Origin of the sequence: Arthrobacter sp. 9V, assembly GCF_902506065.1 — a bacterium.
Lineage (GTDB): Bacteria > Actinomycetota > Actinomycetes > Actinomycetales > Micrococcaceae > Arthrobacter.
Genome location: NZ_LR732912.1, coordinates 1,061,029 through 1,085,605 on the forward strand (window position 1 = coordinate 1,061,029; position 24,577 = coordinate 1,085,605).

The 24,577-nt window shown below is 62.8% G+C and carries 20 protein-coding genes; 13 read left to right on the plus strand and 7 right to left on the minus strand.

Annotation, left to right across the window (positions count from 1 at the left end; genetic code table 11):
• Positions 1 to 18 precede the first annotated feature (18 nt).
• The 5 genes from mmuM to BACI9J_RS04995 all read left to right on the plus strand — a co-directional run bounded on the left by mmuM (position 19) and on the right by BACI9J_RS04995 (position 4,625).
• Positions 19 to 972: a homocysteine S-methyltransferase gene (gene mmuM / locus BACI9J_RS04975; RefSeq protein WP_159733438.1), complete on the plus strand. Its 954-nt coding sequence runs from the start codon at positions 19 to 21 to the stop codon at positions 970 to 972.
• A 154-nt stretch (positions 973 to 1,126) separates the two neighbouring features.
• Positions 1,127 to 2,272 (plus strand): ABC transporter substrate-binding protein, encoded by a 1,146-nt coding sequence (locus BACI9J_RS04980; RefSeq protein WP_159733439.1) that lies wholly within the window; start codon positions 1,127 to 1,129, stop codon positions 2,270 to 2,272.
• Between the two features lie 97 nt (positions 2,273 to 2,369).
• A complete protein-coding gene (locus tag BACI9J_RS04985) occupies positions 2,370 to 3,101 on the plus strand; it encodes an ABC transporter ATP-binding protein (protein WP_159733440.1) in 732 nt (243 codons plus the stop codon).
• Positions 3,091 to 4,035 (plus strand): ABC transporter permease, encoded by a 945-nt coding sequence (locus BACI9J_RS04990; protein WP_159733441.1) that lies wholly within the window; start codon positions 3,091 to 3,093, stop codon positions 4,033 to 4,035. The genes BACI9J_RS04985 and BACI9J_RS04990 overlap by 11 nt, the downstream gene beginning before the upstream one ends.
• Before the next feature lie 32 nt (positions 4,036 to 4,067).
• Positions 4,068 to 4,625, plus strand: coding sequence for a dihydrofolate reductase family protein (locus BACI9J_RS04995; RefSeq protein ID WP_159733442.1), 558 nt, complete (start codon positions 4,068 to 4,070; stop codon positions 4,623 to 4,625).
• Between the two features lie 270 nt (positions 4,626 to 4,895).
• Here the strand turns inward: BACI9J_RS04995 and BACI9J_RS05000 are convergent, their stop codons facing one another.
• Together BACI9J_RS05000 and BACI9J_RS05005 are read right to left on the minus strand one after the other, a co-directional pair.
• The gene (locus BACI9J_RS05000) at positions 4,896 to 5,507 is read right to left on the minus strand and encodes a DUF305 domain-containing protein (protein ID WP_159733443.1); all 612 of its coding nucleotides are present in this window, start codon (positions 5,505 to 5,507) and stop codon (positions 4,896 to 4,898) included.
• A 145-nt stretch (positions 5,508 to 5,652) separates the two neighbouring features.
• Positions 5,653 to 6,099 carry a DUF6153 family protein gene (locus BACI9J_RS05005; protein ID WP_159733444.1) on the minus strand — a complete coding sequence of 149 codons (447 nt, stop codon included), beginning with the start codon at positions 6,097 to 6,099 and terminating at the stop codon, positions 5,653 to 5,655.
• A 130-nt stretch (positions 6,100 to 6,229) separates the two neighbouring features.
• Between BACI9J_RS05005 and BACI9J_RS05010 the strand changes: the two genes are divergently transcribed.
• The gene (locus BACI9J_RS05010; protein ID WP_159733445.1) at positions 6,230 to 7,267 is read left to right on the plus strand and encodes an LLM class flavin-dependent oxidoreductase; all 1,038 of its coding nucleotides are present in this window, start codon (positions 6,230 to 6,232) and stop codon (positions 7,265 to 7,267) included.
• 7 nt (positions 7,268 to 7,274) lie between these two features.
• On the opposite strand, the gene BACI9J_RS05015 is transcribed toward BACI9J_RS05010, so the two are convergent.
• Both BACI9J_RS05015 and BACI9J_RS05020 read right to left on the minus strand, forming a co-directional pair.
• Positions 7,275 to 9,992, minus strand: a complete 2,718-nt coding sequence (locus tag BACI9J_RS05015; RefSeq protein ID WP_159733446.1) for an aminotransferase class I/II-fold pyridoxal phosphate-dependent enzyme — start codon at positions 9,990 to 9,992, stop codon at positions 7,275 to 7,277.
• Between the two features lie 16 nt (positions 9,993 to 10,008).
• A complete protein-coding gene (locus BACI9J_RS05020; protein WP_201296512.1) occupies positions 10,009 to 11,490 on the minus strand; it encodes an amino acid permease in 1,482 nt (493 codons plus the stop codon).
• Positions 11,491 to 11,829: 339 nt separating this feature from the next.
• Between BACI9J_RS05020 and BACI9J_RS05025 the strand changes: the two genes are divergently transcribed.
• From BACI9J_RS05025 to BACI9J_RS05050, 6 genes are all read left to right on the plus strand, one after another.
• Positions 11,830 to 13,476, plus strand: a complete 1,647-nt coding sequence (locus BACI9J_RS05025; RefSeq protein ID WP_159733447.1) for a PucR family transcriptional regulator — start codon at positions 11,830 to 11,832, stop codon at positions 13,474 to 13,476.
• A gap of 4 nt (positions 13,477 to 13,480) precedes the next feature.
• Positions 13,481 to 14,392: a glutaminase gene (locus BACI9J_RS05030; protein ID WP_159733448.1), complete on the plus strand. Its 912-nt coding sequence runs from the start codon at positions 13,481 to 13,483 to the stop codon at positions 14,390 to 14,392.
• 15 nt (positions 14,393 to 14,407) lie between these two features.
• Positions 14,408 to 15,148 carry a DNA alkylation repair protein gene (locus tag BACI9J_RS05035; RefSeq protein WP_159733449.1) on the plus strand — a complete coding sequence of 247 codons (741 nt, stop codon included), beginning with the start codon at positions 14,408 to 14,410 and terminating at the stop codon, positions 15,146 to 15,148.
• A gap of 91 nt (positions 15,149 to 15,239) precedes the next feature.
• Positions 15,240 to 16,517, plus strand: a complete 1,278-nt coding sequence (gene cobA, locus BACI9J_RS05040; RefSeq protein ID WP_159733450.1) for a uroporphyrinogen-III C-methyltransferase — start codon at positions 15,240 to 15,242, stop codon at positions 16,515 to 16,517.
• A 20-nt stretch (positions 16,518 to 16,537) separates the two neighbouring features.
• Complete coding sequence (locus BACI9J_RS05045) at positions 16,538 to 18,004, plus strand: FAD-dependent oxidoreductase (protein WP_159733451.1); 1,467 nt, start codon at positions 16,538 to 16,540, stop codon at positions 18,002 to 18,004.
• Between the two features lie 80 nt (positions 18,005 to 18,084).
• Positions 18,085 to 19,449 (plus strand): MBL fold metallo-hydrolase, encoded by a 1,365-nt coding sequence (locus BACI9J_RS05050; protein ID WP_159733452.1) that lies wholly within the window; start codon positions 18,085 to 18,087, stop codon positions 19,447 to 19,449.
• 11 nt (positions 19,450 to 19,460) lie between these two features.
• On the opposite strand, the gene BACI9J_RS05055 is transcribed toward BACI9J_RS05050, so the two are convergent.
• The 3 genes from BACI9J_RS05055 to BACI9J_RS05065 all read right to left on the minus strand — a co-directional run bounded on the left by BACI9J_RS05055 (position 19,461) and on the right by BACI9J_RS05065 (position 22,973).
• Entirely contained in the window at positions 19,461 to 20,141 is a 681-nt protein-coding gene (locus BACI9J_RS05055; protein ID WP_159733453.1) for a FadR/GntR family transcriptional regulator, read from the minus strand.
• Complete coding sequence (locus BACI9J_RS05060; RefSeq protein WP_159733454.1) at positions 20,138 to 21,454, minus strand: MFS transporter; 1,317 nt, start codon at positions 21,452 to 21,454, stop codon at positions 20,138 to 20,140. Before BACI9J_RS05060 ends, BACI9J_RS05055 begins: the two co-directional genes overlap by 4 nt.
• Before the next feature lie 76 nt (positions 21,455 to 21,530).
• Positions 21,531 to 22,973: a PucR family transcriptional regulator gene (locus tag BACI9J_RS05065; RefSeq protein WP_159733455.1), complete on the minus strand. Its 1,443-nt coding sequence runs from the start codon at positions 22,971 to 22,973 to the stop codon at positions 21,531 to 21,533.
• A 144-nt stretch (positions 22,974 to 23,117) separates the two neighbouring features.
• Here BACI9J_RS05065 and BACI9J_RS05070 point away from each other — a divergent pair, with 144 nt between their 5' ends.
• The gene (locus BACI9J_RS05070; RefSeq protein WP_159733456.1) at positions 23,118 to 24,548 is read left to right on the plus strand and encodes a gamma-aminobutyraldehyde dehydrogenase; all 1,431 of its coding nucleotides are present in this window, start codon (positions 23,118 to 23,120) and stop codon (positions 24,546 to 24,548) included.
• The last annotated feature ends 29 nt before the right edge of the window (positions 24,549 to 24,577 follow it).

Consider the following 24,577-nt stretch of genomic DNA (forward strand, 5'->3'; position numbering starts at 1 on the left):
TCTTTTTGGGAAGGACCCATGCCACAGAACACCACGCTCAGCACGCTCCTCAACGCCGGCAAGGACCTTGTCCTGGACGGTGCGTTGGCCACGGAACTGGAAGCCCATGGCTGCGACCTCGAAGACGCGCTATGGTCCGCCAAGGTCCTGCTGGAGCAGCCGCATCTGATCAAGCAGGTTCACCGGGACTATTTCGACGCCGGTGCCTCCGTGGCCATCACGGCCAGCTATCAGGCCACTCCGCAGGGTTTTGCCCGGCGCGGGTTGTCCGTTGAAGAGTCCTTGGAGCTGGTGGCGTTGAGTGTCCGGCTGGCCGACGAAGCCCGTCAGGAAGCCTTGGCGGAGGGCTCAGCAAACGGGCCATTGCTGGTGGCTGGATCCGTAGGTCCCTACGGCGCCTACCTTGCCGACGGCTCCGAATACCGCGGCGATTACACCCTTTCCGCCGCGGAATTCCAGGACTTCCACCGCCCACGGATTGCTGCGCTGGTGGAAGCCGGGGCAGATTTCCTGGCGTGCGAGACCCTGCCGTCCTACGCCGAAGCGGAGGCCCTGTTGGCGCTCGTGGCGGAGTTCGACGTCGAATCCTGGTTTACGTTCACGCTGCGGGACAGCGGCCACATCAGTGATGGGACGCCACTCGCGGACGTGGCTGCGTTGCTCAGCGCGGAACCGCGGGTGGCCGCCGTCGGCATCAACTGTGTGCCGCTGGAACTGGTGACCGAAGCGCTGGGCACCCTCCAGCAAGCCTCGGACAAACCGCTGGTGGCGTACCCGAATTCGGGGGAGACCTACGATGCTGTGACTAAAACCTGGAGCCCGTCGGCGGGTGTTCAGGGCAACGGAACCTTGGCCGGCAACGCAGCAGCTTGGCAGAACCGCGGCGCCCATCTCATAGGTGGATGCTGCCGCACAACTCCGCGCGACATTGAAGGCCTGGCAGCGAATATGACGCCACGTGAACCTTCGTGAACCTTGGTTTCTGCGGGATTGAAGCGGAAATATGACAGTCCCTACTGTGAAGGCATGACCTCTCCGGAATGGTCCTTGCTTGCCCTCGACGGGCGATGTCACGGGGCCTGATCTTCGCCCCGCTCGCATCCCACCTCCCTAAGGACCCACCCCCATGGCTAACACACCCGAGTCGCCCAACACCGGCACCACCCGCATCGTCGCCGGTGAGACCACAGCCAAGCCCAAGCGCCGCCGCACAGTAGAGATCGCCCTGGCCGTCGGCCTGGTGCTCCTCATCGGCGCAGGCGCTGCAGTTGCTTCCGCTGTTTCGCAGAACAACCAGGCCGCCCCGGCGCCCACCACGTCCCCGGCTGCTGAGCTCAAACTCGGTTACTTCAGCAATGTCACGCACGGCCCGGCGCTGGTAGGCACCAGCAAGGGCCTGATCGCCAAGGAACTTGGCGATACCAAGCTGAGCACGCAGGTCTTCAATGCCGGCCCCGCCGCGATCGAAGCCTTGAACGCCGGCGCCATCGACGCCACGTACATCGGCCCGAACCCGGCCATCAACTCCTTCGTCAAGAGCAAGGGCGAGTCCATCAGCATCATCGCCGGTGCAGCGTCCGGCGGTGCCCAGCTGGTGGTCAAGCCGGAGATCAACTCCGCTGCCGACCTCAAGGGCAAGGTCCTCAGCTCCCCGCAGCTCGGCGGAACCCAGGACGTGGCCCTCCGCGCCTGGCTCGGTGACCAAGGCTTCAAGACCAACACCGATGGCAGCGGCGACGTGAACATCAACCCCACGGAAAACGCCCAGTCGCTGAAGCTCTTCACCGACGGAAAGCTCGACGGCGCGTGGTTGCCGGAGCCTTGGGCCTCCCGCCTGGTGCTCGAAGCCGGGGCGAAGGTCCTGGTGGATGAGAAGGATCTGTGGGAGAACGGTGACTTCACCACCACCATCTTGATCGTGAACAAGAAGTTCGCCGCCGAACACCCCGAGACCGTGAAGGCCCTGTTGAAGGGTCACGTGGCATCGGTGAACTGGCTCAACTCGGCTTCTGCTGCGGAGAAGGCCACCACCATCAACGCGGTCCTCAAGGACACTGCCGGCAAGCCGCTTCCGGCGAACGTGATTGAACGGGCGCTGCAGAACATCAAGTTCACCACCGACCCGCTGGCCGGAACGTACACCAAGCTCCTTGAAGACGGAGTGAAGGCCGGCACCACCAAGCAGGCCGACATCAACGGCATCTTCGACCTCCGGACCTTGAACGAGGTTGAAGGCAAGAAAACCTCGGCTGCAGGACTCGGCCAGGACTAAGCAGTAACAGGCTGGTCCGCTTCCCCCTTCTTTTGCAGGGGAAGCGGACCGGCCTTTGGCCACATCAGCTCTACCCATCAACATGAAGGACGGGACCATGCCAGTCGTACTCGAGAACCTGGGCAAGCGCTTCGGCGACGGCGCCCCGGTGCTGGACGACGTCAACGCCACCATCGCTCAAGGCGAGTTCGTCGCCCTCCTCGGTGCGTCCGGCTGCGGCAAGTCCACCCTGCTGAACATCATGGCGGGACTGGAACGGCCGACGTCGGGCGCTCTTGAAGTACCCAGCGACGGTGCCGCCTTCATGTTCCAGGACGCGTCCCTGTTTCCGTGGTTGACCGCTCGCGGCAACATCGAGTTGGCGCTACAGCTTGCGGACAAGACCAGCACCAAGGCGAGCCGACGTGATCGCGCCACCGAGCTCCTGGAACTGGTGCACTTGGGCGGCGCGGGGGACAAGCGTCCCCACGAACTGTCCGGCGGTATGAGGCAACGCGTGGCCTTGGCCCGTTCGCTGGCCCAGGACCGGCAGCTGTTGCTGATGGACGAGCCGTTCGCTGCACTGGATGCGATCACCCGTGACCTTCTGCACGACGAGCTCGAGCGGATTTGGAAGGAAACCGGCCGGACAATCGTGTTCGTCACGCACAACGTCCGCGAGGCCGTCCGTCTGGGCCAGCGAGTGCTGTTGTTGTCCTCCCGCCCCGGCCGTGTGGTGGCCGAATGGGATGTTACCGAAGAACACAGAACCGATGCCGGCCGCGCCGGGGAGCTGACCGGAGTTATTACCCGCCGTCTTCGCGAGGAGATCCGCCGCCATGCCAAGTAACCCCATTACCACTGACGAGCGGACCCTTCCCGTGACTGAATCCAAAGAGCACATCACCTCCCCGTCGCTGAAAGGCAATGCCTCCGAACTCCGTGACCTCGAAGCCGGGCTGGACAATCTTCAGTCGGACAGTGGACGCAAAGCCGGCATCGAATGGAAGCGGGTGCTGCTGCCCGTTGCCGCTCTGGTGGTCCTGATCCTCGCGTGGCAGTTCTACGTTTCCCTTGAGTTCAAACGGCGTGACCTCGTTCCCGGGCCGCTGGATGTCCTCACCCAGTTCGTGTCCATGTGGGGCGAAGGCAAAGTCCAGGAAGCAGTGTGGACATCGCTGCAACGTGGTGTGATCGGCTTCCTGATCTCAGTGGTCATCGCTACTCCCGTGGGCCTGATCCTGGCTCAGGTGGCTCCCTTGCGCCGTGCCTTTGGTCCGTTGATTTCCGGGTTGCAGGTGCTCCCGTCGGTGGCATGGGTCCCCGCCGCGATCATCTGGTTCGGCCTGACCGACGCCACCGTCTACTTCGTGGTGTTCATGGGTGCCATCCCGTCCATCATCAACGGGCTCATTTCCGGTGTGGACCAGATCCCGCCGCAGTACCGCAGCGTGGGCACAGTCCTTGGCGCCAACCGTCTTCAGATGGCCCTGCAGATTGTTCTGCCCGCGGCGCTCCCGGGCTACATCGGCGGCTTGAAGCAGGGCTGGGCTTTCTCCTGGCGTTCGCTCATGGCCGCGGAAATCATCGCAGTGGGCGGCACCATTGGTTTCGGGTTGGGTTCGTTGCTGGACCAGGGCCGTTTGCTCTCCGACATGACCATTGTGATGTCCGCGATCCTGTTGATCCTGTTTGTGGGCATCCTGATCGAGCTCCTGGTGTTCGGGCCGATCGAGAAGCGTTTGCTCCAGCGCCGGGGGTTGCTGGCTGGTAGCAGCCGCTAACCCTTTCTGATCACCCGGCCTAGAATCGTGCAATGGGCCTACTAACGTTCAGCATCAACGTCACGCTCGATGGCTGCGTCGATCATCAAGAGGGCATCGCCGACGACGAGACGCATGCCCTCTTCACTAACCTACTGGAGCAGAGCGGGGCAATGCTGTGGGGCCGTACTACCTACGAAATGATGGAGATTTATTGGCCATTGGTCGCTAGCGGTGAGGTGGATGCACCGCCGGCATTGCGGGAGTGGGCTCTGAAACTGGAAACAATGCCCAAGTACGTCGTATCGGCAACGCGTTCAAACTTCCCCTGGACCAATAGCCACCACTTGGTTGGCGATCTGCGTACCACGGTGCAGGAACTCAAGGACAGCACTCCCGAGGGGGTGCTGGTGGGCAGCGGCAAACTTGCCACAGAACTGGACCGGTTGGATCTGATCGACGAGTACAGATTCCTTGTTCACCCCATGATCACGGGCCACGGCCCAACCCTCTACCAGGGTGGACTGCCCCGCACACGTCGCCTCGAACTGATCTCGGCAGAGCCCCTCAGCAACGGCGCGGTTTCCATGCACTACCGACGCGCGGCGTGAGGGTTCACCCGCACAGGCCAATATCGCGGACTCGCTCCCGTTCACCGCACACACCAATTTCGACGTCGGGTCCCCACCAGTTCGCGCCGAAGGCACCCGTTCCCGCCGGAGGCACCCCTTCGGCTCCGGGGTCGCTCCCTTTCGCGCCATCCGCACCAGTGGTTACGGGCGCAATTGGCGGAAACAGGTGCGGTGCTGCGGGCAGCACCACTGCAAAACGCCCGACGGCGACCTCCCGCCGTCGGGCGTCTGCGTGGGGGAACCCTGCGGCTAGAGTCCGGCCAGGAGCCCCCGCATTTCCTGAATTTCTGCTTCCTGGGACGTGACGATGTCCTTGCCGAGCTGGACGGCCTCAGGGTTCTTGCCTTGGGCTATTTCAGTTTTGGCCATGGCCACGGCGCCTTCATGATGCCCGATCATCTGGGTCAGGAAGAGCTTGGCAGCTTCAGTGCCTCGAGCGGAATCGAGCTTTTGGAGATCGGCCTCGGTGAGCATGCCGTCCATGCTGTGACCACCGTGTCCGGAGGATGCCATCACCGGCATGTTCCAGCTCTTGAGCCAAGCGGTCATCTTCTCTATTTCGGGTGCCTGAGCCTCTTTGATCTTGACGGCAAGGTCACGTACCTCAGTGGGAATGTCAGCTTTCGCCAGCATGGAATCGGACATCTCCACTGCTTGGGAGTGATGGGGGATCATCATTTGGGCGAACATGACATCGGCCGCGTTGTGCTGGGCAGAGGTACTGTTGGGCGTCGCGCTGATGCTGGCGTTGCCGTGATCCATTCCCTGCATGGAGCCGGAGCCTGCGGGTGAGGCACAGCCGGCCATGGCGAGGAGGCCTGCAAAAGCGGTGACGCTAAAGGTGAGTTGGGTTTTGTTCATGAGAATTGTGGTCTTTCGATCAGGGGACGGCCGGAGCAGCGAGCCATCCTGGCGATAAGCATGGTGGTGGCCTCCTGGGCCGGGAAATGGCCGGAGGCGAGACGCGGCGAAGGCACAAAACTGCGGGGCCTCCTGCGCGCGTTGCTTATGTTCTGCTGATCGAAAGTTGGTTCAGGGACGGCCCGGACGGGGTGTAAGTCCACGTGCTCGGCGACTCCAGAAGCAGCGTCGGGCCAGCAGCCACAGATGCAACTCCGGTGCCCGGAAGGGGAGCGGTCAGAGAACCTGTCTTCAGCGACGGGATGCAGTGTTCTTCGGCTGAGCCCGCACCTGGGCAGCTGCCGGAAGAGCAGGACTCGGAATCGTTGACGGAAGCCGTAGCGTCATGGGGCGCAGTGATGTTCAGGGATCCCGCCGTGGAATGCCCGTGATGATCGGCTGGGAGAGCTGCGGCTTGGGCGATAGCAGGAACCGAATGCGCCGAATGCGAACCCGTCACCACATGCATGCCGAAAATTCCGGCAATCACGGCGGCCACCAGCAGAAACAACGAAGCATGACGAAGAAGCGCCAGAGGTTCTGGTTTGGTCATCCTGTGCCCCTTTCTGCCGACAGTCCCACCTAAGCGACCCTTCATCTCAGGATACCCCGGGTGGGTATCTTCTCGAAGGCCAAACCAGCGTATGTGGAATTCCGTAACCCCTCGCGGAGTTGTCCTCAACATGCACAAGAAACGGATCGGCTTTCTTTCCTTCGGACATTGGGCACGTGTCCCAGGCTCCCTCGTCCCAACGGCCGGCGATGCCCTGAAACAGGGAATCGAACTCGCCGTGGCCGCGGAGGAACTGGGTATTGACGGAGCGTTCTTCCGCGTCCACCACTTCGCCCGGCAGCAAGCTTCGCCGTTCCCGCTGCTCGCAGCCATCGCAGCGAGGACCAGCCGGATCGAAATGGGTACCGGCGTGATCGACATGCGCTACGAAAACCCCCTCTACATGGCCGAGGAAGCAGCAGCTACTGACCTCATCAGTGACGGCCGACTCCAGCTCGGCGTGAGCCGTGGTTCACCCGAACCTGCCCGGAACGGTGCCGCAAAGTTCGGCTACGTGCCCGGGGACGGTGAGGACGGCGGAGACATGGCCCGCCGCCACACTGCTCTGTTCCGCAGAGCAATCGCCGGGCACGGGGTGGCCGAAGCGGATCCGCATTACGCCGGCGGGGCCACAGGCCTGCTGCCTATCCAGCCCCAGTCGCCTGGTCTCCCACAGAGGATCTGGTGGGGTGCCGGAACCCGGAAAACCGCTGTATGGGCAGCCGAGCAAGGCATGAACTTGATGAGCTCAACCCTCCTCACCGAGGACACTGGTGTGCCCTTTGATGAACTCCAGGCAGAGCAGATCCGGATGTTCCGTGAAGCGTGGGCAGCTGCCGGGCACGAGTTTGAGCCACGGATTTCCGTGAGCCGCAGTGTAATCCCCATCGTTGACGACATCGATAACCACTACTTCGGGCTCCGCGCCCAAGCGGACAGCCAGGACCAGGTAGGAATTCTCGACGGCGCGTTGTCCCGTTTCGGTAAGAGCTACATTGGCGAGCCGGATCAACTGGCCGAGGAGCTGGCCAAAGACGCCGCCGTGCAGGCAGCCGACACGGTCCTGCTCACGGTGCCCAACCAGCTTGGCGTAGACTACAACGCCAAGCTGTTGGGCAACGTCGCGAAACACGTCGCCCCCGCCTTCGGCTGGAGCGCTCAGCACTGACAAAACCCTAGGAAGCCACCGCCACCAGACCGGCAACCGAAGACGATACAGGCTCCACGAATACCCGGTACCCCCGTTCGTGATCGAACCCGTGGATTTCGCGGGTGTCCAAGGCAGCCATGAATTCGAGCGTTTGCCGGGTGACTACTTGACCCGGGACGAGGATGGGGAACCCGGGCGGATACGGCGTGACAAATCCTGCCGAGACCACTTCCTGCCCCGCAGCCACGGCCGCAGCTACCTCGGCCGTGGACAGGTACACCGTGGAGTCGGGCTTGTAGCTTTCAAAGTACGCGGCCCGGATATCCCCGTCCTCGCAGGCATCGTCGGTACGGAAGCGCTCGGCGAAGGTGCTGAAATCCGGGAGCGGGGGAGTGGGGCGGGGTGCATCGGATGAGGCGGGAAGAGTCCGGCGCCGTGCCGAGGGGTGCGGGTTCTCAAAACCCTCGGCGAGCTTCACCAGGACCTCGATCAGGTACGCCACGGAACTGCGGGACGTACCGATGTTGGTCATGAACAGCACCGTGTTCCGTGACGTCTTGTTCACTTGAATGCCGTGATCGTCCATGAGGTAGCTGTGACGGAAAGTGTCGCCGTCGATCCCTGTTTTGCTGATGTCCAGCGTTAGGCGGCTGGGATCGATCACAAATTCGTCCCGCTGCCAGGCATCTTCCAGCTCAGCCAGCCCGTCCCGCAGCGGCATGCTGGAACCGGTTTCACGGTATTTCGAAGCGATGAGGTCCCGCGAGGTCAGTACCCGGAAGTACTTCTTCAGGAGCGGGTGCCGGGCCACGGCCTGGGCCACGGACACTGCGAGGTCGGATTGCCGCTGAACCAGGCCGAAACCTTCCAGCTCCACCTGTCGCCGGCCAATGTCCAGGGAAGCCAGGATCTGGTAGTTGGGGGAGGTGGACGTGTGGGTCATGTACGCCTCGCGGAAGGCTTCCTGGTTGGACCCGGCGAAGTCCTGGTCATAGACGTGGATCATGGAACCTTGGCGCAGTGACGTCAGGGTCTTGTGGGTGGATTGGGTGGAGTAGACCCGGATTCGAGCCTTCGATGGATCCGGAATCAGGCGGGTGTTGAGCCACGCTTCGTCGTCCGCAGGTTCTCCGCTAACAGGGTCATGCAGGGCAGCGGCTTGTTCGGCGTACCTGGCAGCGTAGGCCGGGCTGCCGAACGAAGCTTCCAAGGCGGCAGCAGCCGCCATGCCGGTTCGACGCCGGTACACCGGATGGGAGCGGGCGAAGGCAAACCACGCCTCATCCCACAGGAAAACCAGGTCCGGTTTGATGGCCAGGCATTCCTCCATGACCCTTTCCACGTCATACACGACGCCGTCAAAGGTGCAGTTGGTGAGGGTCACCATTTTCACTTCGTGAAGCCGGCCCGCCCGCCGGTATTCCAGGAGCCTGCGCTTCAAGCTGGCCAGCGGCACGGCACCGTAAAAGGCGTACTTGTCCAAGGGATAGGCGTCCAAGTAGGACACGCGGGCACCGGCGAGCACAAAAGCGTAGTGGTGCGATTTGTGGCAATTACGGTCAACCAGGACTACGTCTCCCGGAGCAAGCAGCGATTGGTGCACGATCTTGTTGGCCGTGGACGTGCCGTTGGTGACAAAGTAGGTTCGTTGCGCACCGAAGGCGCGGGCTGCGAGCTCCTGCGCCTGCTTGATGGACCCGTGGGGATCGAGCAAAGAGTCCAGTCCGCCGGATGTGGCGGACGTTTCAGCCAGCAGGAGGTTGGTTCCGTAGAAATCGGCCATGTCCCGGATCCATGGAGAACTTCCAACGGACGCACCCCTGGAAATGGGCAGCGCGTGGAAGACACTGGCCGGGCGGCGACTGTAGTCCTGGAGCGCCGTGAAGAACGGTGTCTCGTACCTCTCGGCAACCCCGGACAGAAGAGACAGATGCAGGTCCAAATGATCCTGCCTCCGGAAGATCCGCCGGAACTTCCTGGTGAGCGATCCCGCCAGCGATTCGATGGAAACCCCTGCCACCAGATACACGTCCAGCTCGGGACGCAGCCCGGAGATAGCCTCGGCCAAGCCAAGAATCCGCTTGATGGGCCGCGAGTCCTGCAGCTCCGTGGAGGTATGCCGGGCAAGGAATCTCCGGAGGTCGCTGCCCAGCAGATGTGAGCTGCTGATGGCGAAGCCCGGACGAAGGACAACTGACTGGATGGCGGGGTTGAGCATGACGGCAACCAAGGCGTCTTCGTAGCTGGGAACCACGTTCACCGTGTAGGTAAAAGAGTCGGAGGGGCGCCGTTGGGCGGCCATGGTGTTCTTGAGTGCCTCGGCCTCTTCAGGTTCAACGCTGTCCACCACCAGTACCTCAAAGCGGGGGCGCTCGGATGGTTCGGCCTGGTCAACAGCTTCATCGTCAACTGTTTCTCCGCGCGGCACGGCAGCCGTTTCCCCGGAGGAGGCGAGCGGAAGGTTGGCCAAGCCGCCCAGAAGCTGGAACGCGGCCTGGGGTTCGCCGTCGTCGATCAATTGGCGCAACTGCGCCACGGCATCAACCCCGGGCTCAGCCCAATACGGTTCCACCGCCTCCAGGAGGGCGAAAGTCCGTTCGATCTGGGGCAGCAAGCCGGTCTCCTGGTCACGGGTGGAGGCAAGCTGCCTGAGGGCGTATCCCAGGAACTCCCACGCATCGGCACGGGACCGCCAGGCCCGGCTGGGAGTGCCGATTTTGAGGGACGGGGAAGGGTTGCTCATGGGTTTCACTTTCAAACTAGGGGTGTGTTTTGGCTGCCTGGATGCGGCCGCGGTAGGCGTACCACCCGGCAACGAGCACGGGAGCCAGTACCAGCAAGGAGGCCAACACCCATCGGCCGGTCTCTGAGAACCCCATGGTCACCAGGACGAAGGCCAGGAAGGCGAGGGTGAGGTAGGACGTGAACGGTGCACCGAACAGCCGGAACGCGGGACGGACAACCTTGCCGCTGCGTACCCACGATTGGAGCTTGATGTGGCAAAGCATGATGGTGGCCCAGCCGCCGATGATGCCCACGGCAGAAATTTCCAAAACGATTTCAAACACCTGGGACGGGACTACGGCGTTCAACCCAACGCCGGCAAGGGTGATGACAGCGGTGAGCAGGATGCCGCCGTAGGGCACGCCGGACGCACTGATCCGGCCTGTGAACCGGGGAGCCGAGCCGTTGACCGCCATGGAGCGCAGGATGCGGCCGGTTGAGTAGAGGCCCGCGTTGAGGCTGGAGAGTGCTGCGGTGAGGACCACAAAGTTCATCACGGACGCGGAGATGGCGCCTGCCTGTGGGTCGCCGAGGTGCGAGAAGAACGTGACAAAGGGAGATTCCCCGGCTTTGTAGGACGTAAAGGGAAGCAGGAGCGAAAGCAGCAGGACCGAACCCACGTAGAAGATTCCAATGCGGATCACCACCGTATTCACGGCTTTCGGCATCACCTTGTGGGGGTTGGCTGTTTCACCGGCCGCAGTGCCCACAAGTTCCACGGCAGCGTAGGCAAACACCACGCCGCTGATGGCCAGCAACGGTGCCACGGCGCCCATGGGAAACATGCCGCCGTGCTCTGCAATGACGTTGAAACCCGGAACACCAACATCTGTCCGGCCGCCAAAGACGATGAAGCAGATGCCCACCACGAGGAACGCCACCAGCGCGCCCACTTTGACCAGGGCGAACCAGAATTCCATCTCGCCAAAGATCTTCACGGATACCAGGTTCAGGGACAGCACCACTACCAACGCTATGAGTGCGATCAACCACTGCGGGATGTCATTGATGGGTGCCCAATATTGGCCCCAGAATTTCACGTACAGGGCAACTGCGGTGACGTCCACTATGGAGGTCATGGCCCAGTTCAGGAAGTAGAGCCAACCTGCGGTGTAAGCCATTTTCTCGCCGTAGAACTCCCGGGCGTAGGAAACGAACGAGCCGGACGTGGGACGGTACAGCACCAGCTCGCCCAGTGCCCGGAGGATCAGGAAGGCAAAGAATCCACAGACGGCATAAACAAGGACCAAGGCAGGCCCGGATCCGTTGAGGCGGCCACCGGCGCCCATGAAAAGCCCTGTGCCGATTGCACCGCCAATGGCGATCATCTGGATCTGCCGGGGCTTGAGGGTCTTCCGGTAGCCGGCTTCTTCTTGGGCGAAAGCGCTCGACGGCGGAGCGGCGGCCAGGTCTGTGGGGGAGGGAAGGGTTTTGGTGGATGCAGGGGTGGGTATCACTTCGGGGGTCTCCTTTGACTCCGGTGCCACGCGGGGTGGCTCAATACTCCAAAACGTGGGGCTGACTGCTGACTACTGCGCCTGAAATTGGCCGCGCTGCAGGCAGTCTTTGTGGTGTTTGGGACAGTCACCAACTCTAGGTGTCCGCCGCGTCCAACAAATTGGCTGGCGAACCAAATTCAGGGCCCGGCTCTTGTGCCGGGGGGACAACACTGGTGTTCTGAAGGGCCGGTAATGTTTCTCGCTGTGCGTGCCTGCGTACAGGTACCGGCGAGCCCCTCAATGGCGAGGGCGCGCTCGGCTGTTGTGAACTGATGAGGAGAGGAAGCGATAGCTTCGTTGAAAGCTTTGGAAATTGACGACGACGGCGTCGTCACCTTATTGAGCGATGTCCTTGAAGACCTTGGCGTGGACAACGCGCGGTTGCTGGTGGCCCCGGCCGAGGACAACAGGAACGTTCGCGAAACAGTGATTGTTGACGCTGAAGACGAGGATGCCATCCGTTCCGGCGCCTTGGTTATGCTGATCGGCGTCCGGGGGCGCGCGGCGCTGCCTGCCTTGCGCCGGATCATTGCCCACCGCCCCGCAGCTGTAGCAGTGAAGGGCAACGAACGGGAGTTGGAAGCCGCCGCGGAGTTGCTGCAACCTACGGGCATAGGACTGGTAGCGGTGGCGCCCGGCCTGCGGTGGGACAAATTTGAGGGCATCGCGTTGGACCGTGTCCATGAAAACCGTGTCCGCGAGAATGACGGCCGTTTCAGCGATGTGCCGGGGGACAGCCCCACGGCAGTGCATCGGGATCTTTTCGCGATCGCGCAAACTACTGCCACCCTTACCAACGGCCACGTGGTGATTGAAGATCCGGGGAACAAAGTTCTTGCCTATTCGCCGGCCTCCAATGATGTTGACGAGCTCCGCCGTTTGTCCATCCTGGCGCGGCGAGGGCCTGAAAAATACCAAAAGCTCCTCAAGGAATCAGGGGTTTACAAGCACTTGCAGGCCACTGAAGCGCCTGTTCACGTGGAAGCCAACCCGGATGCCGGGCTCCGCGAGCGCGTGGCGATCGGCATTCATGCCGGCAGCCGCGTGATGGGGTACATCTGGCTGCAGGAAGGCGCTGAACCTTTGGCCGCGAACACGGACCGCATCATGGTGGGAGCGGCCCGCCACGCGGCGATCGAGTTGGTCCGGCACCGCAATGAGCAGTCCCAATCCATGCGCGAAGACCGGGTGTCCAGCCTCCTGAGCGGCACGGCCCAAGTGCATTCGCAGGCCCAGTCGGCAGGCATTGATCCGTCCAAACCCGCTGCCCTGGTCCTGATCTCCGCTGGTGGCTTGAGCCAGAGCGCCGCGGGACTTCAACTCCGCAGGGGCGAGCTTTCCAAAGTTGCATCGATCCACGCAGCGGCGTATCGGCCGGGCGCCGTGGTGGGCGCACTCGGCATGGAGACGGCCATTATCCTGCCCGATCTGGACCCGCTCAAGTCCCTCCCTGCCATTAACAGGCTGGTCAACACCATTGTTCGTGACGCCACCACCCACCTTCATTTTCAAGTGCAGGCAGCCGTCGGGCCCATCGTTCCGCGCTTGGATGCGTTGCATGCCACCCTTGATCACGTCCGCAGCGTCCTCAAAGTCATGGAAGCAACGCCAACAGTGCGCGTGGCCTCCTACAGTGACGTTGAAACAACAGTGCTGACCAAGGAACTGCTGGAGCTGCTCGAATCAAGGACCACCCTAAGGCATGCAGGAATCGCCCGGCTGTGCACCCGCTACCCGGAATTCGCGCTGACACTCCTTACCTACCTGGAGTTCTTTGGCGATGTAAACCGCTGCGCCGAAGAACTGGCTGTCCACCGCAACACAGTCCACTACAGGCTTCGCCGTGCCTGCGAAGTGGCGGGCCTGGACCTCCACTCCGCCGACGAACGGCTGCTTGCCCACCTCCAGATCCGGCTCTGGACCTACGCAGGGACCAAGGGCTAGGACCGTGGACATCCAAAATCTCCTCGACGACATCGTCGGGGCCGTGCAGCCGCATGTCGGCCAAGGCAACGTGGCTGACTACATTCCGCAGCTCGGAGCCGTTGACCCCCAACAGTTCGGTATCTCGGTGGCGACCCGGGAGGGGGAAGTCTATTCAGCCGGCGACGCCCATGTGGACTTCTCCATCCAAAGCATCTCCAAAGTCTTCGCGCTCGCCCTGGTGCTGGCCTTCGACGGCGACGGAATCTGGAAGCGCGTCTTCCGGGAACCCTCCGGCAACCCCTTCAATTCCCTGATCCAGCTCGAAAGTGAGGAAGGAATCCCCAGGAACCCCTTCATCAACGCCGGTGCGATCGTGGTGACGGACAGGCTGCTCAGCATTACAGGAAACGCCGCACACGCCGTGAGGGATCTGATGCGGCAGGAAACCACCAAGGAAAGCATCGATACCGATCACCACGTGGCCGGCTCGGAACTGGCCAACAGTCACCGCAATGCCTCGCTGGCGCATTTCCTGGCGAGCTGCGGCAACCTGGAAAACCCGGTGGAGGAAGTACTGAATTCCTACGCGGAACAGTGCGCGCTGGCCATGACCTGCGAAGACCTGGCGCTCGCAACCCGTTTCCTGGCCGCCAACGGTTTGGGGACCGATGGGACCCTGCTGCTTTCACCGGCGCAGACCAAGAGGATCAATGCCGTGATGCTCACCTGTGGAACGTACGATGCTGCGGGCGAGTTCGCCTACCGCGTTGGTCTTCCCGGGAAGAGTGGAGTGGGCGGAGGGATCGTGGCCGTTGTACCCAACAAGTGCTCCATCAGTGTGTGGAGCCCTGGCCTGGGACGGTCCGGAAATTCCGTGGCGGGGGTGGCCGCGCTGGACGAATTCACTACCCGTACTGGCTGGTCCGTTTTTTAGGCGCATGATTGAGGGATGACAGGTACCCAACCCACCGCCGTCGAGTTCCTTTCGCGGCTCCATGCGAGGCAATCCGACGTGGAGCAGGTGAAGTACCAGCGGTACTTCAAGACCGGCAAGGGTGACTATGCCGAGGGAGATCTCTTTCTGGGCGTCCGCATGGGCGAGGTTTTCACGCTCGGCAAGGAGTTCGCGGCCATGCCTCCGGAGGAGATTGAGCAACTCCTGGAGGAGGATATTCACGAGGCCCGGGCGGGGGCTGTGAAGATCATGGCCTTGCAGGCGCAGAAAAAGAAGACCACCGAAGATCGGCGCAGGGAACTGTACGAGCTGTATCTGCGCAGGCATGACCGCATTAACAACTGGGACCTGGTGGACTTGGGCGCAGGGCGGGTAGTGGGGGGTTGGCTCATGGATAAGCCACGCGATCCACTGTATGAGCTGGCTCGTTCGGAGAACATGTGGGAGCGGCGGACGGCGATTGTTGCAACGTCCGCGTTCATCCGTGAAGGCCAGCTGGATGACACCTTCGCGATCGCCGAAATCCTTCTTGGAGACACGGAAGACCTCATCCACAAAGCAGTGGGCGGTTGGGTCCGCGATGCCGGGCGGAGCAGCCGTGAACGTCTGCTGGCGTTCCTCGACGAACACGCGGCCACCATGCCCCGGACGGCGCTTCGTTACGCGATCGAGCATCTGGGCAAGGAGCAGCGGGCCTATTACTTACGGCTCAAGGACACAGTTTCCCCGAACTAAGGCGGGAACTATGTGACGTTGGATTACCCAGCGTTACCGGGTGTTTCCGAGCCTTTGAAGCATGTTACGACGCCGCCCTACAGTTTTTTTCATGGCAATACAGGACATTTACCCCACCGCGCTGCGGCTGCTCGGCCGCCCGGTGCTGGTGGTTGGCGGCGGGCCCGTTGCGCAGCGCCGCGCCAAGGGGCTGCTCGACGCCGGTGCGAAAGTCACCGTGGTCGCTCCCGTTGCCACCGAAACACTTCGCGGACTCGCCGCCTCCGGCCTCCTCACCTGGGCGCAGCGCGAGTACTGCACATCAGACCTCGACGGCGTCTGGTTCGTTCAGACCGCCACCGGCGCAGCCGCTGTGGACACCCAAGTAGCGGCCGACGCCGAAGCGCAGCGCATCTGGTGCGTCAACGCTTCGGACCACGAAGCCTCCGCCGCGTGGACACCGGCCGTTGCCGTGGTGGACGACGTCAAGATCGCCATCAACGCCGGGGGAGACCCGCGCCGCGCCATGGCACTTCGGAACGCAGTGGCCACCGCATTGGAAACCGGGGACCTGCCGCTCCGTCGGCACCGCAAACCGGGAACCGACGGCAAGACGCCCGTTGGTTCGGTTGCTTTGGTGGGGGGCGGTCCCGGCGACTCGGGCCTCATCACAGTCCGCGGCCGGCGCCTCCTGGGCCAGGCCGACGTCGTTGTTACGGACCGTCTTGGCCCGCGTGAGCTGCTCAAGGAACTCGCGCCGGATGTCCGCGTGATCGAGGTTGGCAAGACGCCCGGCCACCACCCTGTGCCGCAGTTGGAGATCAACAGGATCCTTGTGGACGAAGCCCTCAAGGGCAACCGTGTGGTCCGACTCAAAGGCGGCGACCCCTACGTGCTGGGCCGCGGCGGCGAGGAAGCAGAGTTCTGCCGCCAGAACGGCGTCGAGGTTGAAGTGGTGTCCGGCGTGACGTCCGCGATTTCCGTGCCGGCTGCCGCAGGAATCCCCGTGACGCACCGCGGGCTGGCCAAGGGCTTCAGCGTGGTGACCGGCCATGAAGAGCTGTCCGAGGTCCCCGCGCGTCCGGATCACACTGTGGTGTTGCTCATGGGAGTGGGCCAATTGCGCGATTCCGCGGCTGAGCTTGCCGCCTCGGGTCTGCCTTTGGACACACCAGTAGGTATCGTAGAGAGCGGGTATTTGCCGGACCAGCGCGTCACCATCGGCACTCTGGGAACCATCGCGGACCAGGCGGAAGCCGTCGGCGTGGCCAACCCGGCGGTCATCGTGATCGGCGATGTTGTCCGTGTCAGCCCCTTTGCACCGCAGCATTTCAAGACCGCTGACTACAGCACCATCACCCCAAATCGTCCCCGCGTCCGCAGTAACTGAGAAGAAGAAGGAACACAGCCGTGTCAATTAGCACCCCCGTAGGTTCTGCGGACCGTCCGCTTCGCGTCGCCGTCATCGGCTCCGGCCCTGCCGGCGTGTATGCAGCGGACATCCTGACCAAGAGCGAAGCCGTCAAGAGCGGCGAACTCACCGTCAGCATCGACCTCTTTGACCGCTACCCCGCACCCTACGGCCTGATCCGCTACGGCGTGGCACCGGACCACCCCCGCATCAAGGGAATCGTCAACGCCCTTCACAAGGTGCTGGACCGCGGCGACATCCGCTTCTTCGGCAACGTGGACTACGGCACGGACATCTCAATCGAGGACCTCCGCAAGCACTACGACGCCATCATCTTCGCCACGGGTGCCATCAAGGACGCGGACCTGAATATCCCGGGCATTGAACTTGAGGGCTCCTTCGGCGGCGCCGACTTCGTTTCCTGGTTCGACGGACACCCGGACGTTCCGCGTGAGTGGCCGCTTGAGGCCAAGGAAATCGCAGTCCTCGGCAACGGAAACGTGGCCCTGGACGTGGCCCGCGTCCTGTCCAAGCACGCCGATGACCTCCTGGTCACCGAAATCCCGGACAACGTTTACGCAGGCCTGAAGAGCTCACCGGTCACCGACGTGCACGTCTTTGGTCGCCGCGGCCCTGCCCAGGTGAAGTTCACCCCGCTGGAACTCCGTGAACTCTCGCACTCCAAGGACGTGGACATCATCCTCTACGCCGAGGACTTCGAATTCGATGAAGAGTCCGACCGCCAGGTTCAGACCAACAACCAGATCAAGACCATGGTTGGCACCCTCACCAACTGGATCGCCGAGCAGCCCGAGGACCTCTCCGAGCTCAAGGCTTCCCGGCGACTGCACCTGCACTTCCTGCACAGCCCGGTGGAGATCGTGGACTCCGCCGAAACTCCGGGCAAGGTTGCGGGCATCAAGTTCGAGCGCACCGAACTGGACGGCACGGGCAACGCCCGCGGCACCGGCGAGTTCATCGACTACCCGGTCCAGGCCGTGTACCGCGCTATCGGCTACTTCGGTTCGGCCCTGCCCGACGTCGAGTTTGACCACAAGAAGGGCGTAGTCACCAACGACGGCGGTCGCGTCCTGGATGCCGACGGCCAGCACGTGCCGGGCCTCTACGCAACGGGCTGGATCAAGCGCGGTCCGGTAGGCCTGATCGGGCACACCAAGGGCGATGCCCTCGAAACCGTCACGTACTTGCTGGAGGACCGCGAAAACCTGCCGGTCGCAGAGGTTCCCGCGGCAGATGCCGTCGTGGATCTTCTCGATTCCCGTGGTGTGAAGTTCACCAGCTGGGAAGGCTGGCTGGCACTGGATGCACACGAGCTCGCTCTCGGCGCAGCAGCAACCGAGGCAGGCACCTCCCACGGTGTGGAGGTCAAGCGTGAGCGCATCAAGGTGGTGCCGCGCGAGGACATGGTCAACATCTCCCGCGATGGCGTAGCCGCACAGGTCTAACAACAACGCGGGGTCACTTATGCACCTTTCCGGGCACCCGGAAGGTGCATAAGTGACCCCGCGTTGCTTTAACCTGAAGCATGGACGTCGTTGTCATGGAAACTCCCCCGTTGGGCGATCGCAGCTACTTGGTGCACGACGGCTCTGTGGCCTTGGTGATCGACCCCCAACGGGACATCGACCGGGTGGAAGCCGCTGCCCGGGATGCCGGCGTCCGGATCACCCACGTAGCCGAAACGCACCTGCACAACGACTACGTCACCGGCGGTTTGATCCTGGCGGAGAAGCACGGCGCTGAGTATTGGGTGAACGCCTCTGACGAAGTCTCCTTCACCCGTGTCCCGGTGTCAGACGGCCAGGTTCTTCGCGTTGGCCGGCTTGCTGTCACTGTGGTGGCCACGCCGGGCCACACGCACACGCACCTTTCGTACGTGGTGCGGGATGAAGCGCACGACGACGGCGCTGAGGCCGTGTTTTCCGGTGGCAGCTTGCTCTACGGTTCAGTGGGGCGGACGGACCTGGTCTCGCCACATGACACCGCCCGGCTGGCCCATGATCAGTACTCCTCAGTCCGGCGCTTGGTGGATTCGGCGGCGCCGTATGCTGCCCTTTACCCCACCCACGGCTTTGGATCGTTCTGTTCCATCGGCCCGGCGAGTCATCAGGACGCCTCCACCCTTGGCGAGCAAGTGAGCTCAAATCATGCGCTGACGGATTCCAATGAGGACCACTTCGTTTCAGAGTTGCTGGCGAACCTCACGGCTTATCCCGCGTACTACGCCCACATGAGCCCACTCAATGCGGCGGGTGTGGGTCCGGCGAACCTGGACGTGCCCGACTCTGTTGTTCCGGAGGAACTGGGCCGGCGGCTGAGCGCAGGGGAGTGGGTGGTGGACCTCCGGAATCGGGTAGCTTTCGCTGACGCTCATCTTCAAGGCAGCGTGAGCTTCGAGTACGGCCGCGGGGAGAATTTCACCAGCTACCTTGGCTGGGTGATCCCGTGGAACCAGCCGCTCACGCTGTTGGGGCAACGCGAGGAGGTTGAGAAGGCGATCCGTGATCTGGCGAGGATCGGCATCGATAACCCGGATGCCGCCGTCGGGCCTGATCCTGGTCAGTGGTCACCGGAGTCTCCGAGGACGAGCTATCCGCACGGGGACTGGAGCTTCTTGCTGGCGGAGCGGAAGTCGGGGGAGGTGGTGCTGGACGTTCGCCGTCCGGACGAATTCGCGGCTTCGCACGTAGCGGGCGCGCTCAACGTTCCTGTCTACGAGCTCCCCGGCAGAATCACCAAACTGCCGGACGCCAGGTTATGGGTGCACTGTGCCACGGGATACCGCGCGAGCGTTGCGGCTAGCCTCTTGGACCGGGCCGGGCGCGATGTTGTGCTGATCAATGCGAGGTTCAAGGACGCAACTGGGGCCGGGATCGAAATGGCGCCGTAACACCAGCAGGGCTAACGCGGCGACTGGTCCGAGCAGTAATCCAGGTTCCGGTACACGCTCTGAACTGCGGCATCGGGATCGTGGGCTTCCAAGGCATCCACTAGTTCGTCATGGCCTTCGCGGGGAATCCCGTTGAAGCCACCTTTGCGTTGCTGCCGAAGGAGGTCGTTGTGGAACACGCCGCCAAAGGACACATACAACTGATGCAGCAAAGGGTTCCCTGATGCCAGGGCCACGCGCTCGTGGAATTCCCAGTCTGAGCTGGCCCATGTGGGGTAGTCCCCGGCCTGCCAGGCGTCGTGGCGGAGTGCCAGGAGTCGGCGCATTTCGTCCAGATCCTCCATGGTGGCGTGCTTCGTGGCCAGACGGGCGGCCTGGGTGTCCAGGCCGAGGCGAACCTCAACAATGTGTTCCTGGGTGTGTTCCAGGTACATCCGCTGGGCGGCGCCGGACATTTCGCTGTTGGCCCGCACATAGGTGCCGTCCCCGCGACGGACCTCCAACATGCCCGAGTGTGCCAAGGCTTTGATGGCCTCGCGCAGGGTTCCCCGCGAAACACCCAAAGTGGACATGAGCTCAGGCTCGGCAGGAATGCGCTCCTGAAGCGGCCACTCACCGGACTTGATCATGTCCCGCAGCTTGGCGGTGATCTCCTCGGCAAGGGCCGGGCGATGCGAAGGGGTCAGGGTCATGCTGTCCTCGGTCCGGTCTTGGTGGCAGTGCGCTTGCTGGTGAGCAGGTGGCAGGTAACCATGAGCGCCACGGCCACCACGGACAGCAGGCTCAGCGGCAACACCCAGCCGCCGGTGGCGCTGTGGAGCAGGCCCATGCCAAAGGGTCCGATTGCTGCAATCAAGTAGCCCAGCGACTGGGCGATGGTGGAGAGCGCGGTGGTTTCCGCCGTCGAGCGCCCGCTGCGGCTGATGATCACCAGAACCAGCGGGAAGATACCCAAGCCAAAGCCGAACAGGATGGCCGGAACAACCGCCAACGACGTCGGCAGCCAGACCATGGCGGCGATGGCCAGCAATGTGGAGCTACTGGCCAAATACAGCGCGGGTCGGAGCATGCCGGGGCGGGAACCGAAGGCGAGCAGGATCATGCCGGCAGCGACGGAAACCAGTTGCATCACGCCGAACTGCAGGCCGCTGTCCGAAGCGCTGAGTCCCTGCGAGGTAAGAATGTAGGCGAACCAGCTCATCACGGCGTAGGCGAGGAAAGCCTGGAAAGTGAAGATTGCGGTGATGAGGATTCCCAGGCGGGTACGCAGCAGTGGCCACATGGAGACCCGGGGCCGATCAATCTTTGTGGCGTTCCTGTGCGTGTGCAGGACTATGGGCAGGAAGCCGAGGAGGGCTGCGACACCCAGCAGACCCCAGGCAGCCAGGCCCATGGAGGGTGAGCCGAGCTCCTGTGCCAACGGAACGCTGACCACCGCAGCGAAGGTAGCACCACCGGACATGGTGAACGTGTAGAGGCCGGTCATCATGGACGTTCGCTCGGAGTAGTGCTCACGGATGAAGGAGGGCATGGCCACGTTGCATACAGCCAGGCCGGACATCGCCAGGACTGTGCCACCCAGCAGCGCGCCGGTCACCGGAACGCCGCGCACCAGCAAGCCGCCGGCCAGCAGTGCAAGGGCGATTGCAATTGCCTTTTCCACGCCAACGCGGCGCGTCAGCCAGGACGTTCCCATGCCCGCAACCGCAAAGCACAACAGGGGAATGGAGGGCAGGATGGACGCCACCAGGGCGCCGTAACCGAGCACCTGCTGCAGGTCATGGAACAAAGCAGCGGCGCTGGTAATGCCCGCGCGCAGGTTCAGCCCGATGAGCACCACGGCGATGATGCCGACGACGGCCACGACGCGCGTCTTGGGAACAGCCGAGGTTGCCGGGAGCGCAGCGCCTGCTTGGGCGGCGGCCACCTGGGCAGGAGCAACCCGGGCAGGGCTCACAGTAGGGATGTTTCCAGTGCTGGGAGTATAGGGAGTCGTCGCGGCCATAAATAAAGGTTAGACGTTTGACGTCTAATGTCTAGGGTTTTGTGGCGAAGCTCTCCAGGCTCCCTTCGCGGAGAGACTACCGAGGGTTGCGCGAACCCAGTCTCTGGACCGCCAACGCGAGCCAGAGCTGTACACGGTCCGGAGTCTGGGAGGGGTCGTAGCCGGTTAGCTCGGTGATCTGAGCCAAGCGGTAACGCACCGTGTTGCGGTGCAGCGTCAGGGCTTCGGCCACGGCGGCAACGGAGCCGTTGTGGTTCAGGTAGCTTTCCAGTGTGGCCACCAGTTCGGCCCCATGTGCTGCATCGAATTTCCGCAATGGGGTGAGGGATTCGCTGGCCATGTCCGCCAACGGAACGTCCTCGCTGGCCAGCAAAAGCGACGTCAGGCTCAGGCGCTCCGGCTCGTTGACCGGCAAGCCGTGCGCCACGGCGTCGCGCGCTTCAAAGTAGCTCCACCGAAGGCCGTTCGGCTTCGTGTAGGCGCCGCCGATACCAATGACCGCGTGGATGCCGGCTTCCTGCAGATGATCACTCAGGCTCCTGGCCAGAGCGGTGGCCGAGCTGCCGTCGTCGTTGATGACGGTCACCAGGTCCTTCCCGACGACGGCGCTGACGCCGGCCTCCAGTGTCTGGGGCAGGGAAATACTGATCAGCTGTTTATGGTGTGCCGCGGACTCCGCAACGAGCACCACGTTCTTGCGGGTGCTGTTGATGCCGACGCCGGCCAAACGCCGGGCGGCCTCGATGCTCTCCAACGTGCCGTGGATGACGTCGTCCAGCACCTGCCCGGCCATGGCTCGCTGCGCTTGGCGTTGTTTGACCATGTTGTTGAGCTCAACGCTGATGAGGTTTTGCGCGTAGCTGACGATTCCGGAGTCAACAAAAGGCTGCCGGAGCCACAGCGTGCAAGCATCCCTGCGGCCGGTGGGAATCGGATACGAAGCCCAGCCCTCCGCCGTCGGAGCCGGTTTACCCGCCACGCTGTTGTAAAGCTGGGCGCTGAACTGGGTGAGCACTACGTCAGTGCGGAGCATGCTGCCCAATTGCTTGAGGAGTTCATTCAGCCCGCCGCCGGTCAGGAGGGAGCGAGCCAGAATCTGATGCCCGGCGAGGAGCCGCTCCAAATTGGAGTAATGGTCCGCGGAATGCGATTCCGCCACCAACTTGCCGATTGCAATGAACGGAATCTCATAAGGGATTTCCACCAGGGGCAGGCCCCAGCGGTTGGCTTCGGCGATGAGTGCTTCCGGAACGGACTCGTGGGTCAGCCCGATGCCGAAACCGATCCCCACTGCGCCGGCGCGTTGGGCCTGACGAACAAAACGCCGCTGGTCCGCGGCGCTCTTGAGGCGGAGCCCTGTGGTCAGGACCAATTCCCCGCCGCTAAGGAAGCGCTGCGGATCTTCCAGTTCCGTTACGGCCACCCAGCTGATGTCCTGGTTCCAGGTGGTTTCGGCAAGGCCGGCCTGGCGGAGTTTCAGGGAGGGGACAGCTACGAGCGAAGCGAGGGACATTGCCATGCTTTAAAGCGTAACCCGGCACTGGTCAAGCGCACTAAGCGGGGGGTTCTTGTGTGTGCAGCTGGCTATTCCTTGGACCCCCTCCCTGGCATAGGCTCTGATCAGCTAAACCCATGCCCAGACTCCGAAAGAGGGTTGCACACCGTGGTTCAAACCTTGCAGAACTTCATCAACGGCGAATTCGTTACGCCGGCAGGTACGGGTCTTCTGGACATCGTGAACCCCGCCACCGGGGAAATCGTTGCCAAGTCGCCCATTTCGGTGCAGGCCGATGTGGATGCCGCCATGACCGCGGCCAACCAGACCTTTAAATCCTGGAAGAAGGCCACCCCGGGCCAGCGCCAGCTGATGCTCCTCAAGCTCGCCGACGCCGTTGAGGCCAACAGCGAGGAACTCGTCGAAGCCCAGCACCGCAACACCGGACAGGTCCGTTCCCTGATCGCCTCCGAAGAAGTTGCTGCAGGTGCAGACCAGCTCCGCTTCTTCGCTGGTGCAGCACGCATCATGGAAGGCAAGTCCGCTGGGGAGTACTTCGAAGGCCACACCTCCTACGTTCGCCGCGAACCGATCGGCGTGGTAGCCCAGGTTGCCCCGTGGAACTACCCGTTCCTCATGGCCATCTGGAAGATCGGCCCCGCCCTGGCCGCAGGCAACACCATTGTCCTCAAGCCTTCGGACACCACCCCCGAGTCCACCCTGGTGCTGGCACGCCTCGCCGGCGGGATCTTCCCGGCCGGCGTCCTCAACGTTGTCCTCGGCACCGGCGAAACCGGCGCCATGATGGTTGACCACAAGGTCCCCGGCCTGGTGTCCATCACCGGCTCCGTCCGCGCAGGCATCGCCGTGGCAAGCGGCGCAGCCAAGGGCCTCAAGCGTGCTCACCTGGAACTTGGCGGCAAGGCACCGGCAATCGTCTTCAAGGATGCCGACATCAAGAAGAGCGCCGCGGCTATCGCCGAGTTCGCCTTCTTCAACGCAGGCCAGGACTGCACGGCCATCACCCGTGTGCTGGTGGAAGACTCGGTTCACGACGACGTCGTGGCAGCAATGGTGGAGCACACCAAGACCCTGCACACCGGCTCGCAGAACGACGAAGACAACTACTTCGGACCGCTGAACAACGTGAACCACTTCAACGCTGTGACCTCCGTAGTGGAGAACCTGCCGGCCAACTGCAAGATCGAAACCGGCGGCCACCGCGCAGGGGAAAAGGGCTTTTTCTTCGAGCCCACCATCGTCTCCGGCGCCAAGCAGACCGATGACATTGTGCAGAAGGAAACCTTCGGCCCTGTTATCACCGTCCAGAAGTTCAGCACTGAAGAAGAAGCGCTCGAGCTGGCCAACGACGTCGAGTACGCCTTGGCCTCCAGCGTCTGGACCACCGACCACGGCACGGCCATGCGCATGAGTCGCGACCTTGACTTCGGTGCCGTCTGGATCAACACCCACATCCTCCTCACGGCAGAAATGCCGCACGGCGGCTTCAAGCAGTCCGGCTACGGCAAGGACCTCTCCATGTACGGCGTCGAGGACTACACGCGCATCAAGCACGTGATGTCTGCACTCGATGCATAACCCGAATGCATAACGCGTTCGCGTAACCC

Bases quoted from the DNA above. Each gene is read 5' to 3' on its own strand.
- mmuM (WP_159733438.1), top strand. From the start codon at position 19: ATGCCACAGAACACCACGCTCAGCACGCTCCTCAACGCCGGCAAGGAC.
- BACI9J_RS04980 (WP_159733439.1), top strand. From the start codon at position 1,127: ATGGCTAACACACCCGAGTCGCCCAACACCGGCACCACCCGCATCGTC.
- BACI9J_RS04985 (WP_159733440.1), top strand. From the start codon at position 2,370: ATGCCAGTCGTACTCGAGAACCTGGGCAAGCGCTTCGGCGACGGCGCC.
- BACI9J_RS04990 (WP_159733441.1), top strand. From the start codon at position 3,091: ATGCCAAGTAACCCCATTACCACTGACGAGCGGACCCTTCCCGTGACT.
- BACI9J_RS04995 (WP_159733442.1), top strand. From the start codon at position 4,068: ATGGGCCTACTAACGTTCAGCATCAACGTCACGCTCGATGGCTGCGTC.
- BACI9J_RS05000 (WP_159733443.1), bottom strand. From the start codon at position 5,507: ATGAACAAAACCCAACTCACCTTTAGCGTCACCGCTTTTGCAGGCCTC.
- BACI9J_RS05005 (WP_159733444.1), bottom strand. From the start codon at position 6,099: ATGACCAAACCAGAACCTCTGGCGCTTCTTCGTCATGCTTCGTTGTTT.
- BACI9J_RS05010 (WP_159733445.1), top strand. From the start codon at position 6,230: ATGCACAAGAAACGGATCGGCTTTCTTTCCTTCGGACATTGGGCACGT.
- BACI9J_RS05015 (WP_159733446.1), bottom strand. From the start codon at position 9,992: ATGAGCAACCCTTCCCCGTCCCTCAAAATCGGCACTCCCAGCCGGGCC.
- BACI9J_RS05035 (WP_159733449.1), top strand. From the start codon at position 14,408: ATGACAGGTACCCAACCCACCGCCGTCGAGTTCCTTTCGCGGCTCCAT.
- cobA (WP_159733450.1), top strand. From the start codon at position 15,240: ATGGCAATACAGGACATTTACCCCACCGCGCTGCGGCTGCTCGGCCGC.
- BACI9J_RS05050 (WP_159733452.1), top strand. From the start codon at position 18,085: ATGGACGTCGTTGTCATGGAAACTCCCCCGTTGGGCGATCGCAGCTAC.
- BACI9J_RS05055 (WP_159733453.1), bottom strand. From the start codon at position 20,141: ATGACCCTGACCCCTTCGCATCGCCCGGCCCTTGCCGAGGAGATCACC.
- BACI9J_RS05060 (WP_159733454.1), bottom strand. From the start codon at position 21,454: ATGGCCGCGACGACTCCCTATACTCCCAGCACTGGAAACATCCCTACT.
- BACI9J_RS05065 (WP_159733455.1), bottom strand. From the start codon at position 22,973: ATGGCAATGTCCCTCGCTTCGCTCGTAGCTGTCCCCTCCCTGAAACTC.